The sequence below is a fragment of the Nevskia sp. genome (assembly GCF_021732705.1).
Lineage (GTDB): Bacteria > Pseudomonadota > Gammaproteobacteria > Nevskiales > Nevskiaceae > Nevskia.
In genome coordinates this window covers 248,126-261,765 of the sequence record NZ_JAKFUM010000006.1, presented here as the reverse complement: position 1 = coordinate 261,765, position 13,640 = coordinate 248,126, and the positions used below count along the sequence as shown (strand labels likewise).

Here is a 13,640-nt window from a genome sequence, read left to right as displayed (position 1 = left end):
TGCCGATCAGGCCGCCTTGTGGTCGTCCTGACGCGTCGGGACCAGCACCGGCACCGGCTCGCGCACACGGCCGCGCGGAATGTTCCAGAGCTTGGCCAGAAAGCTTTCGGTGACCACGAAGCCCTTGCCCACCAGCAACTGACCGGCACTGCTGCGCAGTTCGCCGGCGATGATCATGCCCGGCCTCAGCAGCAGCACCGGCAACTGCCGGATCGCGATGCGACCGCTGTCGTGCACGACCAGCCGTTCGAGCGCGGCCACCATCGGTTCGGCGAAATGCCGGTCATCGTCGCGCAGCATGCCGATCGCTTCGGCCTCGCCGTAGCCGCGCACCTGCAGGCTGTCGTATGACGAGGTCAGTTCGAGGATGCGCGCGCTGTGCGTCAGGCGTTCGATCGCGGCCGCATCGAACAGCGCGTTCCAGTCATCCGGCAGCAGCTTGCCGTGACGCAGCAGCAGGATCGCGCGCGCCGGCTCCAGCCGCGGAATGGTCGACAGCAGCCGGTCGGTCAGCGCCGGCAGGCCGTCGATCATCACGGCTTCGTCATCCGCCAGCGGCTCGCCGGCATGGAATCGCTGCAGCAGGCCAGCCGGCAGGCTGACCGCGCCGATCGACGACAGCAGCGCCGCCACTTCCAGCGGCCAGCCGCCATCGATCTGCAGCTCGCGCGACAGCTCGTGCACGAGACGCTGCACGCGCAGCGCTTCGCCGTGCCCGGCCGGATCGACCACGCCGAGAATTTCGGCCAGCGCCTTGATCGCGCCGCGCAAGGTGCTTTCCAGCAGTTCGTGCTCGACCTGCTGCAGCCGGTACTGCGTGGCGGCGGCTTCGAACGAGGCCAGCAGCTCGGTCGGCGGGCAGGGCTTGGTCAGGAAGCGGAACAGCGCGCCATCGTTGACCGCGGCGATGGCCGACGGCACGTCTGCATAGCCGGTCAGCAGCAGGCGGACGCTGTCCGGCTGCCGGGCCCGCGCCTCCTTCAGGAACTGCGCGCCGTCCATGCCGGGCATGCGCATGTCGGACATCACGATCGCGAACGGCGCCATCGTCGCCATCGTGTTCAGCGCCGCCTGCCCGGAGGTTGCGACATGCACCTCGTAGCGCCGACCCAACTGCAGTTCCAGACCTTCGAGCACGGCCGGCTCGTCGTCGACGAGCAGCACGCGCAAGCGAACGGGTTCCGTGACGATCATGCCGATACCCCGGACAGGAATCGGCTCTGCCACTCGCCGAGATCCTGGATGCGATTGACCGAGCGAAGGAATTCGAGATCCAGTGGCTCGGGAGCACTGTCCTCGATGGAGCCGGCGCGATGCGTCAGCCAGTCCGCGACATGGACCGCGCCGACGATCGAGAAGCTCGCAGCGCCGAGCCGCGACGGTTCGTGGTGATGGCTGACGGCATCGACCAGCTGCGGCGGCAGGCCCCACAGGGCCAGCACGTGACCGCCGACCTCGGCATGGGTGCAGCCGTAGATCAGCCGTTCGGCCGCGCAGCCCAGCGTGCGGGCCCAGGTGCCGCTACGCAGGCCGTTGGGCAGCGCCGCCGACAACGCCAGCACCATGTGGCCGATGTCGTGCAGCAGGCCGGCCGCCATCGCCGTGGCGCGGTCGGTGCGGTCATCGACGAGATCGCCGGCCAGCGTCGCGACGCGCATCGCATGCGCCTGCAGCACGTCCAGATCGAGGCCCTGCGGCTCGGCCAGCTGCGACATGCCGCGAAACAGCTCGCTGGTCAGCACCAGTGCCCGGACCGGTTCCAGCCCGAGCAGATTGACCGCTTCACGGGTACTGCTGACCGGACGCGCGAGCCCGAAGAAGGCCGAGTTCACCACCTGCAGCACGCGTGCGGTCATTGCCACGTCCTGCTCGATGATCTCGGACACGCGGCGAAGCGATGGCTCGCGACGATCGATCTCGGCGGCAAGATCCCAGTACAGCCGCGGCAGTGCCGGCAGCACGGCGATGCTGGCGACGACACGCCGGACGACGTCATCGTCCGCGCCGCCGTCAGGTCCGCTCGCAATCCCGCCATTGGGCCCGATGGCACTGTGCACCGCAGCCTGCAGCCGGCGGGCATCGCAGGGCTTGGTCAGGAACTGATGCGCCACCGGCAGCGCGCGCAGGACGTCGTCCCGGCCGGATTCGCCGGACAGGATGAAACGCACGGTCTGCGGATGGCGCTCGCGCACGGCACGCAGCAGGCTGGCGCCGTCCATCCCCGGCATCCTCATGTCGCTGATCACGACATCGACCGGCGCCTGCTGCATCTGCGCCAGGGCATCGTCGCCGCTGCGGGCAAACGACAGTTGCCAGCGATTCCTCAGCGCCCGCAGACGATTCTCCAGCCCTTCGAGGACGTCGGGTTCGTCGTCGACGAACAGCACGCGGATCACGGCGCGACCTCGACCGGCGGCCCGGCAATCGGCAGCGCGATGTTGAACGTGGTGCCGACCTCGGCGCTGGACACGAAGTCCAGCGTGCCGTGATGGCGGTCGACGACGATGTGCCGCGAGATCGCGAGCCCCTGCCCGGTGCCCTTGCCGACCGGCTTGGTGGTGAAGAACGGCTCGAACACGCGCTGGCGGATGCCCTCCGGAATGCCGGTGCCGGTATCGCCGATGTGGATCACGACGCAGTCGTCGACCCGTTCGGTGCTGATCGTGATCGTGCCGCGCGCGCCATCCGGACGCGCCTGGATCGCGTGGGCCGCGTTGATCAGCAGGTTCAGGAACACCTGGTTCAGATCGCCGCCATGCCCGATCACGCGCGGGATGTCGCCGAACGCAGTCTGCACGTCGGCCGCGTACTTGTATTCGTTGTGCGCCACGACCAGGGCATCGGCGAGGCTGGCGTTGATGTCGACCGGACCGAGGTCGGCGCGCTGATGCGAGAACCGCTTCATCGCTTCGACGATGCCGGCGACGCGGCTCACGCCATCGATCGAACGCAGCACCGCGCGCGGCACGCGCTGGCGCAGGAAATCGAAGTCCGAGGAATCGATCGCCTGGGTCAGTTCGTCGAACGGCAGGCGGCCCGCTCGGACCTCGATCACGCGGTCGATGATGCCGCCCAGCGTTTCGAACGCCTCGCGGATGAAATGCAGGTTGTCGCCGACGAACTGCATCGGCGTGTTGATCTCGTGCGCGATGCCGGCTGCCAGCTGACCCAGCGATTCCAGCTTCTGCGCGTGACGCAGGTCGAGTTCCAGCTTGCGCTGCTCGCGCAGGTCGAGCGCCACGCACAGGATCGCCAGCACGTCGCCCTCGCTGTCGCGCTGGCACGCGGCGGACAGCAGCAGCGGCAGATGGCTGCCATCGCGCGCCACCCATTCCACTTCCTCGCGCAGCAACTGCGTCGGGTCGCCGAGGCAGCGGGCGATGAAGGCGTCGGAATCCGGCCAGTAGCGGGCCAGCGAATGCGTGATCAAGGTGCCCGGCGGCGTGCCGAGCAGCGTGTGCAGCGTCTGGTTGGTGCGGGTGATCTCGCCTTTCGGCGTGATCGTCAGCAAGGCACCCGGCACCACCTCGTACAGGCCGAGCAGGTAGCCGTAGACGGCGCTCATCTGCTGCTGGTTCAGGCGCGCTTCGCCATCGCGTTCGGCGAGCAGCCGCTCGAGTTCGGCGATGCGCCGGCGCTGGCGCTGCAACAGCGTGTCCGGCACCTCGATGGCGTCATCGGCCGCTGCACCCCGTGCCGCGTCGCCCGACGCATCACGCGTCGGGCCCGCCGCCGGATCCGCCAGGGCCGACGCCTCGATCATCAGGCCAGCACTCGCTGCACGGTGGCGACCAGCTGCTCCGGATTGAACGGTTTGACCAGCCAGCCGGTCGCGCCGGCCGCCTTGCCTTCCGCCTTCTTTTCCGGCGTTGACTCGGTGGTCAGCATCAGCAGCGGCGTGAACTTGTAGTCGTTCAGCGTGCGCAGGTTCTTGACCAGGGTCAGGCCGTCCATGTTCGGCATGTTGACGTCGGCCAGCACCAGCCGGAATTTCTCGGTCTGCGCCAGCTTCAGTGCCACGGCACCATCTTCGGCTTCGGCCACGTCGTAGCCGGCGGACTTGAGAGTGAACGCCACCATCTGGCGCATGGAGGCTGAATCATCGACGGCGAGTACGCGCTGGCTCATGACGGGTTCCTGGAGATCTGCAGGTGGTTGGCTACGCCCATGACGGCGGCGGCTGTTTGCAAGGTGGTGGAGGGCTGACGCCACTCGGTGTCGAAACCGGCGGCGCGACGGTCGCGGCAGAACATGACGAACAACTGCATCGCGGCCGTGTGCACGCGCTGCACGGCCGAGGCTTCGAAGACGACGGTCCCGGCGCGCTCGAAGCACGCGGCGAGCTGGGCGCGCAGGTCCTGCGTCTGCTCGATGCCGAGATCGGACGGCAGCACCACGAGGTCATCGGACGCAGCCGACGGGGCTTCCGGCATCGATGCGGCAACGGCAGCCGCAGCCGTGGTGGCGGCTGCGGCCTTGCGGCTGCCGCGACGCGGGCGCTTTGCCAGCGGCGGGAGTTCCGCCGGCGCACTGCCCTCATCGTGGCTGACGGGGTTTTGAAGCACGGTATCGGGCATGGTTTCCATCCAGAGACAAAGGGGACGACGCCGGCAACGATCGTTGACATCGCGATGACACGGTCAAGGCAAGTCCTGTTCCTGTGGCCATCGGCGGATTGCTGACAGGGCTGCCGTCCGCGGGCCGCCGTCGAAGGGCGGCGCGCCGCGACGAACGGTCAGGCTGCGAGCGCCGACGGACCGACGAGTGTCGCGACCATGTCGTCGGCATTGAGCAGCGTCAGCATTTCGCCGGGCCGGGTGACGACGCCAAGCACGCCGGACTGCGTGTTGCCGCCGGTGGCGGGCGCGCGCTTGATCGCGGAGTCGGCAATCCGGCGCACGTCGACCACGCGATCCACGCGCAGGCCGACCGATTCGCCATGGCCGTCGACGACGACGCAGCAGACCGGCGTTTCCAGCGGCCGCGGCGACAGACCCAGCCGCAGGCGCAGATCGAGAATGGTGACGATGCTGCCGCGCAGGTTGGCGACACCGAGAATCTGGCGCGGCGCGCCGGGCACCGATTCGATCTCGGTGTCGGCCAGCACTTCCTGGACCTTGAGGATTTCGAGGCCGTACAGCTGGCCAGCCAGTTCGAAGGTGACCCAGCGGCTGGAGTCATCCTGGGCGCGTCGCAGGTTCATGGTGTGTGCTCCGGGGGCGGTGCGGCTGCCGGCGCGATGGCCAGCGTGTGAGTGGGTTCGGGTGCCGCCGTGAGCGGCGGAAAGGCGGCAGGCGCGCTTGCGGCGGTGTCGCTGCCGGCCGCGTCTTCGCTGGCGCCGGCCATCGCTTCGGCATCGGCCACGGTCAGCGGCGTCGCCGAGCCCGCCAGCACCACGACCAGCACGCGGCGATTGCGGTTGCGACCCTCCGCCGAATCGTTCGAAGCCGCGGGATAGAACTCGCCGAAACCGGCGACGCTCATCCGCGTGGGTGCCACGCCCTGCGCCATGAACAGCGAGACGACACTGGCCGCGCGGGCCGACGACAGCTGCCAGTTCGACGGGAATGCCGCAGTGGCGATCGGCACGTTGTCGGTGTGGCCTTCGATGCGGATCGCGTTCGGAAACGGCTTCAGGATCGCCGAAACTCGCGCCAGCACCGGCTTGGCCGCGGCCGAGACATCGGCCACGCCGCTCGGGAACAGCAGATCGGTCCGGATCTCGATCTCCAGCCACTGCTCGGTGCGGCGCACGGTGACCAGCTTCTTGTCGATGAGATCGCCCATCGCCGCCTGGATCTGGTCGGCCATGCGCCTGAGATCGCCGCGGCCCTGCCCCGCGCCGGCGGTGCGCGCCTGTTCCGGGCTCGGGCTGGATGTCGGCAACGGTGCCTTGACCAGCGAATTGCCATCGACCCGCTTCTGCGTGGTGCCGGCCTGCTTCGGCACGATGTTGATCAGCGCCGGGTTCGCGCCGCGATCGGGGTGATCGCCGATCTGGATCGGCTTCATGCTGCGCGGACGCCCGCCGAATGCTTCGTTCAGCGAATCCGACAGCACGCGGTACTTGCCCTCGTTGACCGAGGACATCGAGTACAGCACGACGAACAGCGCCAGCAGCAGCGTCACGAGATCGCCGTAGGGAATGGCCCAGGCCTCGTGATTGGTGTGGTCTTCGTGGCTGCGCTTGCGCATGGCCGACTACCGCGGGTGCGCGCGAAGTGACGTGGACCCGCTCACGACAAGAACCCCAGCAGCTTGGCCTCGATGTTCCGTGGGTTCTCGCCCTGCGAGATCGAGATCAGCCCTTCGATGATCATTTCCTGCGTGCGCGTCTGTTCGGCCACGGCGGCCTTGAGCTTCGACGCCATCGGCAGGAAGAACAGGTTGGCGCTGGCAATGCCGTAGATCGTGGCGACGAACGCGGCCGAGATGCCGTGACCGAGCTTCGACGGATCGGCGAGGTTCTGCATCACCGCCATCAGGCCCATCACCGCACCGATGATGCCGAGGGTCGGCGCATAGATGCCCATGCCTTCCCAGACCTTGGCACCGGCCAGGTCGAAGTGTTCCTTGGTGCTGATCGACACTTCCATCGTGCTGCGGATGACGTCGGGCTCGGCACCGTCGACCAGCATCTGCAGGCCCTTGCGGATGAACGGATCGGTCTCGGTACCGACCGCGCCTTCGAGCGCCAGCAGGCCCTGCTTGCGGGCGCTGTTGCTCCACTCGACGATGCGCGCGATCAGCGCCCGGCCGTCGACATGCGGCGGGAAGAACACCCACTTCGCCATCGCCATGCCGCGCTTGAACGTGGCCATCGGCGTATGCATCGTGATCGCGGCCAGCGTGCCGAGAATGACGATGACGAACGCCGCCGGTCCCCACAGCGCGGCAATGCCGCTGCCCTTGAGGATCGAGCCGCCGATCAAGGCAACCATCGCCAGCACGAAGCCGATGATGCTGAGGAAATCCATGGCGTTCCGAAGCCTCCGTTCAGAACATCGAGAGGCCGTGCAGCGACGTCGTCCAGGCCCGGACCAGGCCCGGGAAATCGACGATCAGCGCGACACGGCCTTCGCCGGTCACCGTGGCGCCGGCCAGACCGGCCAGACCGCGCAGGCCCAGGCCGAGCGGCTTGATCACCACTTCCTCGCGCGCCTTCACCGAATGCACGATGAAGCCGAAGCGCTCGCCATCGGCCTGCGCCACGACGACATGGCGCGGCGCATCGGTGGCCGGGCCGTCGGCGCTGGTCCACTGCTGCAGGTCGATCAGGCGCAGCGTGCTGTTGCGATAGAGCAGAGCCTGCCAGTGATCGAGGTGTCGGACCCGGGTTTCATCGAGCGCGAAGACATCGAAGACATCGGCCAGCGGCAGCGCCAGCAGGCGATTGCCGACGGCGACCATCAAGGCCGGCAGGATCGCCAGGGTCAGCGGCACGCGCAGCTTCACGCAACTGCCCTGCCCGACCTTCGACTCGATGACGACGCTGCCGTTGAGTGCCGTGATCTTCGACTTGACCACGTCCATGCCGACGCCGCGGCCGGACAGGTCGGACACCTGATCCTTGGTCGAGAAGCCGGCCATGAACACCAGCTGCAGGCATTCGTCGCTGGTCAGCTTGGCCGCCTGCGCTGGGTCCATCAGACCTTTCTCGACCACCTTGCGGCGCAGCTTTTCCGGATCGATGCCGGCACCGTCATCGCGCACCGAGATCAGGATGTGATCGCCCTGCTGCTCGGCCGACAGCACCAGCTTGCCGACGGCCGGCTTGCCGCTGGCCGCGCGCTGCTGCGGCAGCTCGATGCCGTGATCGACGCTGTTGCGGACCATGTGCACCAGCGGATCGGCCAGCGCCTCGACCAGGTTCTTGTCGAGATCGGTGTCTTCGCCGATCAGCTCGACATCGACCTGCTTGCCAAGTCCGCGCGCAACGTCCCGTGCCAGCTTCGGAAACTTCGAGAACACCTTCTTGATCGGCTGCATGCGGATCTTCATCACCGCCGACTGCAGGCTGCGGGTGATGTGGTCCAGCTCGCCGACGACCTTGCCGTACGCCTCCGGCGTCGCATTGCGCGCGCGCAGGGTCTTCAGGCGATTGCGCACGAGCACCAGCTCGCCGACCAGATTCATCATCTGATCGAGGCGCACGGTATCGACGCGCACCGTCGTTTCGGCCGTGGCGGCCGATGCCGCCGCCGGCGGCGACACCGGGTGCGCCGGCGGCATCGGCTTCGGCGCAGCCGTCGAGGCAGCGGCCGGCGGCGCGGGCACGGCTTCGCCGGGCGATGCAGCCGGTATCGCGGAATCAAAACCCTGCATCACGGCAGGAGACGCCGCCCCCGGCGCCGCACCACCGTGATACAGGTCCAGCAACTTTTCGAATTCGTCTTCGGTGATCGTGTTGGTGTCCGGTGCGGCCGGCGGGGCAGCCTCCGCGGGCTTGGCCACCGTGCCCGGGGCAGCACCGCCGTGCAGGGCGTCGAGCAGCGCTTCGAACTCGTCCTCGGAAATCGAGCCTGAATCGGCAGCCGGGGCCGTCGGGGCCGTCGCGGTCTTCGACTTCCCGCGCGCCTTCTTCTTCGGCGCCGCCTTGCGCGTCGGCGTCGGCGATTCCGCCACCGGCGCCGGCACCACCGACACCGCTGCCGGCTGGGCGGGCGGCGCTGCGGCACTGGCGCGCAGGGCATCGAGCAGACTCGCCGGTGCCGGCGACGGATCGCCACCGGCGGCGACGTCGGCCAGCATCGACTGGATCTGGTCGACCGACTGCATCGTCGCGTCCATCAGGTTCGCGTCGAGCTTGCGGGTGCCGGCGCGCACCACGCCGAACACTTCTTCGGCGACGTGGCACAGGTCGACCATCGCCTTCAGGCCGAGAAAGCCGGCGCCACCCTTCACGGTGTGAAAGGCGCGGAACACGGCATTCAGCAGCTCGCGATCATCCGGGCTGCGCTCCAGATCGACCAGCTGCTCGCCGAGTCGTTCGACCAGCTCGCCCGCCTCGGTCAGAAAGTCGGCCCGGATATCGTCATCTACACCGTTCATCGTGTTGTCCTGGTGGTTCCGTGGGGGCGCGGAAACCCGCCTGCTGCCTGTGCGTCGATGCGTGTCCGATCAGAAGCCGAGTTCGGCCAGCAGGGCATCGGCGTCTTCCTGGCTGGCACCGCCGCCGGCAAGGCCCGGCACCACCGGCCCTTGCAGTTCGCCGCTCGCGATCGGCGCGGTGGCACCGCTCGGCCGCACGCCTTCATTGGTGGCGCGCAGCAGCTTGATCAGCGCGCCTTCGATGTTGTGGACCAGCGCGATCACGCGGCGGATCACCTGACCGCTGAGGTCCTGGTATTCCTGGGCCTGGGCAATCGCCGTGACGTTGCCGCGCAGGCTCTGACCGATGTCCTTGATCTCGCCCTCGATCCGCTCGATCTCGTTGGCCAGCGTCAGGCCCTTGATCGGCTGGCTGGCTTCGCGCGGCAGCCGCTCGCGCACGACATCGAGTTGCGTCACGCAGCCGTTCAGGCGTTCCAGCAGGCCGCGGCTGGCATCGCAGAGATCGAGCGTGTTGTGCGCGGCGTCCTCGCCCATCTTCACGACGTAGTCGAGGCGCACGCAGGCGTCGGGAATCTCGCTGCCGGCGAGCTGCTGCAGGCGCTCGTCGAAGTTCATTTCCTTCACCGCCTGATGCAGTTCGCGCGTCAGCTTGGCCAGGTTGACGAACAGGCCTTCCTCGCGGATTCGCATCAGCTGGTTCAGCCGCGCTTCGAACAGCGGCTGGTCGTCGGCTTCAAGCGCCGACAGGATCTCGCGCAGGCGCGAGACGTATTCGCTGCGATCCGGGATCGTGCTGTCGCGTTCGGCGGCACGCATCGGCAGGCTGACGACGACGGCGCTCATGCGATGACTCCGTGATTGAAGGTCATGGCGAGGGCTCAGGCAGCCTGCTCGAAGCGCTGGAAGATCTTGTCGAGCTTTTCCTTCAGCGTGATCGCGGTGAACGGCTTGATGATGTAGCCGTTCACGCCGGCCTTAGCCGCCTCGATGATCTGGTCGCGCTGCGCTTCGGCGGTGACCATCAGCACCGGAATCGCCTTCAGCTTGTCGTCGCCGCGGATCGCCTTCAGCAGGTCGATGCCGGTCATGCCCGGCATGTTCCAGTCGGTGACCACGAAATCGAAGCCACCGGCCTGCAGCATCGGCCACGCGGTCTTGCCGTCATCGGCCTCGGCGGTGTTGGTGTAGCCGAGATCGCCGAGCAGGTTCTTGACGATGCGGCGCATCGTCGAGAAGTCGTCGACGATCAGGATGCGGAGGTTCTTGTCCATGTGTTCAGCCCAGGCTGGCGGTGGTCGGGGATTCGGGAGTGGTCAGCCGCGTGCGGCGGGCCGAGCGGGATTCGGTGGCGGACTTGCGCGCGCGCGGGGTGGCGCTGCCGGTCTTGCCGTCGCGCCAGTCGTTCAGTCGCGCCCGCAGCCGCAGCAGCGCCTGCCCGTGCAGCTGGCAGACGCGGGATTCGGTGACGTCGAGCACCTGCCCGATCTCGCGCAGGTTCAGCTCTTCGTCGTAGTACATCGCCATCAGCAGCTTTTCGCGCTCCGGCAGTTCGCTGATCGCCTGCGTCAGCGCGCGCATGAAATCGGCGTGCTCGACGACATCGGCCGGCGTGGCGGCCGGATCGACCGCCTCGTAGTCGCGATCGTCCTCGTCGTCGTGGCTGGCGCCATGCATCGACAGCACCTGGCACTGCACGGCATCGCGGACGATCTCATGGTACTCGCTCAACGACGCGCCGAGCTTTTCGGCGATCTGGGCATCGCGCGCCTCGTGGCCGGTTTCCTGCTCGATCGCGCGGATCGCGGCCGAGACGTCGCGCATGCGGCGATGCACCGAGCGCGGCGCCCAGTCGCCGCGACGCAACTCGTCGACCATCGCGCCGCGAATGCGGATGCCGGCGTAGGTTTCGAAGCTGGCGCCGCGATCGCCGCTGTAGTGACGGGCGGCCTCGATCAGACCGATGACGCCGGCCTGGATCAGGTCGTCGATGTCGACGCTGGCCGGCAGCCGCGCCGCCAGATGCCAGGCAATGCGCTTGACCAGTTCCAGATGCTGCGTCACCAGCGCCGATTCGGCATTGACGCTGGTGCGGGCAGCGCCGCTGCCGCTGTAGGCAAGCAAGGCCGGTTGCGCGCTCATGGCACGGCCACGCCGGCGAGACGCGGTGCGCTGGCACCGGTCGGACTGTTGGCGGCCGGTTGCTGCACCAGCCGCTCGACGAAGAATTCGAGATTGCCGCGTGCGCCGTTCGGCATGCCCCAGCTGTCCGCGCGCCGTGCCAGCTGGCGGAACGCTTCCGACGCCGGGCAGTTCGGATAGGCCTCGACCACCGCGCGCTGTCGGCGCACGGCGCGCTTCAGCCAGTCATCGCTCGGAATGCCGCCGATGAAGCTCAGCGTGACATCGAGGAAGCGCTCGGCAACGCGGCGCAGGCTGTCGTAGACGCTCTGCGCTTCGCTGGCATCGCGAACCATGTTGGCCAGCACCTGCACGCGCTCCACGCCGTGATCGCGGTTCAGCACCTTGATCAGCGCATACGCATCGGTCAGCGAGGTCGGATCGCCGGTGACGACGACGATCACTTCCTGCGAGGCCTGGCTGAACGTGATCACCGAATCGGCGATGCCGGCGGCGGTGTCGACGATCAGCACGTCGATCGGCCGGTTCAGCTCGGAGAACGCCTGCACCAGCCCGGCGTGCTGCAGCGAGTTCAGCTCGGCCATATGGCGCTTGCCGCTGGACGCCGGCACGATCATCACGCCGGCCGGGCCGGTCATGATCGTGTCTTCGAGCGTGCACTTGCCGTCCAGCACGTGCGCGAGGTTGTAGCTCGGCTGCAGGCCGAGCATGACGTCGATGTTGGCCAGGCCGAGGTCGCCGTCGAGCAGCATCACCTGCTTGCCGGTCTGGGCCAGCGCGACGGCCAGATTGACCGAGACATTGGTCTTGCCGACGCCGCCCTTGCCGCTGGTCACGGCAATCACGCGGACCGGTTGCGCGGCCTTCAGGCTGCGCAGGCCGGCAGCCTGATCGAGGATCGGCAGCGCCGCCATCTGGGGCTTAGACATGAGCCTTCGCTCCGGTCGGTGCGATGCCATGGGCGGAACCGACGGTCGAGCCGTCGAACATCGATGCGAACTTGAGGGCCATCATGTCGTCGTCCAGTTCCATCGGGGTGGCGCGGGCCAGCTGCTGCGCGCGGATCACGAGCTGATCGGCGCGAGCGACCTGGAGGTCTTCGGGAACCCGCTGGCCGTCGGTGACATAGGCCAGCGGCAATTGGTGACGGATGGCCACGCTGAGCGCGCCGCCGATCCGCGAGGTTTCGTCGAGCTTCGACAGGATGCAGCCGGCCAGACGGCCGCCCGGATTGGCCGGCGACTGCACGCCGCCGAAGCGGCGCACGACTTCGTCCTGATCACCGGACTGGCTGGTCGCGGAGATGGTCAGGTAGGCCTTCAGGCGCGGGCTGGCGTCGGCCAGCATCTCGATCTGCTGCACCAGCGCGCCGTCGCGCGGGCTCATGCCGACGGTGTCGATCAGCACCAGCTTGCGATCGGCGAGCTTGGCCAGCGTGTCGCGCAGGCTCTGCTGCGGCGTCACGGTGTAGACCGGCACGCCGAGCAGGCGGCCGTAGGTGTAGAGCTGTTCCTGCGCGCCGATCCGGTAGTGGTCCATCGCCACCAGCGCGATGTCGCGCAGGCCGTGGCGCTCGGCGTAGCGCGCGGCAAGCTTGGCGATGGTGGTGGTCTTGCCGACGCCGGTCGGGCCGACCAGCGCGAGAATGCCGCCATCGAGCACGACATCGTGCTTGGCCACCGGAATGCGGCGAGCCAGCAGGCCCAGCGGCAGGAAGCGCGCCCGTTCTTCGGTGGTCGCATCCGGCAACTGGTCGGCGATCTCGCGGGCGAGTGCGGTGTCCAGACCGAGATCGGTCAGCGTCTTCAGCACGGCGTAGCGCTGCGGGCGGTTGGCGCGCAGATCGTTCCAGGCGAGGCCGGCGAGCTGCTGCTCGATCATGCGGCGCATGTCGCTCAGTTCGCGGGTCATGCCGCGCTGCATTTCGAGGTATTCGTTGGGCAAGGCCATCGTCGCAGCCACGGCATTGCTGCCGGACACCGCGTGCATCAGCGACGCGGCCTGCGTGCTGCTCATCACCGGCCGCACGCTGCCGGCCATCTGCGTCGGCTGGGCCATGGCGGCGGTCATCGGCGGCGTGGCGGCGATCTGCATCGTCGGTGCCGGCGGCGCGGCCACTGCCGGCGCGATCGCGTCCGGCTCGCCGAATTCGGCCAGCAGCAGTTCCAGCGGCGAACGGATCGACGGCATCGACGCGGCCACCGGCTCCGGCTTCGGCGGCGGCGGTGGCGGCGGCGGCGGCGGTGCGGCAACCGCCGGCTGGGCGGCGCGACGCAGCGACTGCTGCATCAGCGCTTCGTCATAGTCGACCGCCGCGACGACTTCGATCCCGCCCTGGACCCGCCGGTTCGACAGGATCACCGAATCCGGGCCCTGTTCGTCGCGCACCATGCGGATCGCTTCCCGCATGTTCTTCGCAATGAACCGCTTGATCTTCATCGGCCATC

14 protein-coding genes are annotated in these 13,640 nt (G+C 68.2%); all 14 read right to left on the bottom strand.

Features of this window, described 5'->3' with window-relative positions; translation table 11 throughout:
- Positions 1–6: 6 nt before the first annotated feature.
- The 14 genes from QZ951_RS06655 to flhF all read right to left on the bottom strand — a co-directional run bounded on the left by QZ951_RS06655 (position 7) and on the right by flhF (position 13,632).
- Positions 7–1,194, bottom strand: coding sequence for a response regulator (locus QZ951_RS06655; protein WP_292999752.1), 1,188 nt, complete (start codon positions 1,192–1,194; stop codon positions 7–9).
- On the bottom strand, positions 1,191–2,396 hold the full coding sequence (locus tag QZ951_RS06650) for an HDOD domain-containing protein (RefSeq protein WP_292999751.1): 1,206 nt from the start codon (positions 2,394–2,396) through the stop codon (positions 1,191–1,193). The genes QZ951_RS06655 and QZ951_RS06650 overlap by 4 nt, the downstream gene beginning before the upstream one ends.
- Positions 2,393–3,763 (bottom strand): ATP-binding protein, encoded by a 1,371-nt coding sequence (locus QZ951_RS06645; RefSeq protein WP_292999750.1) that lies wholly within the window; start codon positions 3,761–3,763, stop codon positions 2,393–2,395. Before QZ951_RS06645 ends, QZ951_RS06650 begins: the two co-directional genes overlap by 4 nt.
- The gene (locus tag QZ951_RS06640; RefSeq protein ID WP_292999749.1) at positions 3,763–4,128 is read right to left on the bottom strand and encodes a response regulator; all 366 of its coding nucleotides are present in this window, start codon (positions 4,126–4,128) and stop codon (positions 3,763–3,765) included. Before QZ951_RS06640 ends, QZ951_RS06645 begins: the two co-directional genes overlap by 1 nt.
- On the bottom strand, positions 4,125–4,586 hold the full coding sequence (locus QZ951_RS06635) for an STAS domain-containing protein (protein ID WP_292999748.1): 462 nt from the start codon (positions 4,584–4,586) through the stop codon (positions 4,125–4,127). The genes QZ951_RS06640 and QZ951_RS06635 overlap by 4 nt, the downstream gene beginning before the upstream one ends.
- Before the next feature lie 149 nt (positions 4,587–4,735).
- Positions 4,736–5,203, bottom strand: coding sequence for a chemotaxis protein CheW (locus QZ951_RS06630; RefSeq protein WP_292999747.1), 468 nt, complete (start codon positions 5,201–5,203; stop codon positions 4,736–4,738).
- A complete protein-coding gene (motD, locus tag QZ951_RS06625) occupies positions 5,200–6,195 on the bottom strand; it encodes a flagellar motor protein MotD (RefSeq protein WP_292999746.1) in 996 nt (331 codons plus the stop codon). The genes QZ951_RS06630 and motD overlap by 4 nt, the downstream gene beginning before the upstream one ends.
- 41 nt (positions 6,196–6,236) lie before the next feature.
- Positions 6,237–6,977, bottom strand: coding sequence for a flagellar motor protein (locus tag QZ951_RS06620; RefSeq protein ID WP_292999745.1), 741 nt, complete (start codon positions 6,975–6,977; stop codon positions 6,237–6,239).
- Between the two features lie 19 nt (positions 6,978–6,996).
- Positions 6,997–9,051, bottom strand: a complete 2,055-nt coding sequence (locus tag QZ951_RS06615) for a chemotaxis protein CheA (protein WP_292999744.1) — start codon at positions 9,049–9,051, stop codon at positions 6,997–6,999.
- 69 nt (positions 9,052–9,120) lie between these two features.
- Positions 9,121–9,897, bottom strand: a complete 777-nt coding sequence (locus QZ951_RS06610) for a protein phosphatase CheZ (protein WP_292999743.1) — start codon at positions 9,895–9,897, stop codon at positions 9,121–9,123.
- 35 nt (positions 9,898–9,932) lie between these two features.
- Entirely contained in the window at positions 9,933–10,325 is a 393-nt protein-coding gene (locus QZ951_RS06605; protein ID WP_292999742.1) for a chemotaxis response regulator CheY, read from the bottom strand.
- Between the two features lie 4 nt (positions 10,326–10,329).
- The gene (locus QZ951_RS06600) at positions 10,330–11,193 is read right to left on the bottom strand and encodes an RNA polymerase sigma factor FliA (RefSeq protein ID WP_292999741.1); all 864 of its coding nucleotides are present in this window, start codon (positions 11,191–11,193) and stop codon (positions 10,330–10,332) included.
- Positions 11,190–12,122: a MinD/ParA family protein gene (locus QZ951_RS06595; RefSeq protein WP_292999740.1), complete on the bottom strand. Its 933-nt coding sequence runs from the start codon at positions 12,120–12,122 to the stop codon at positions 11,190–11,192. The genes QZ951_RS06600 and QZ951_RS06595 overlap by 4 nt, the downstream gene beginning before the upstream one ends.
- Complete coding sequence (flhF, locus tag QZ951_RS06590; protein ID WP_292999739.1) at positions 12,115–13,632, bottom strand: flagellar biosynthesis protein FlhF; 1,518 nt, start codon at positions 13,630–13,632, stop codon at positions 12,115–12,117. The genes QZ951_RS06595 and flhF overlap by 8 nt, the downstream gene beginning before the upstream one ends.
- Positions 13,633–13,640 lie beyond the last annotated feature (8 nt).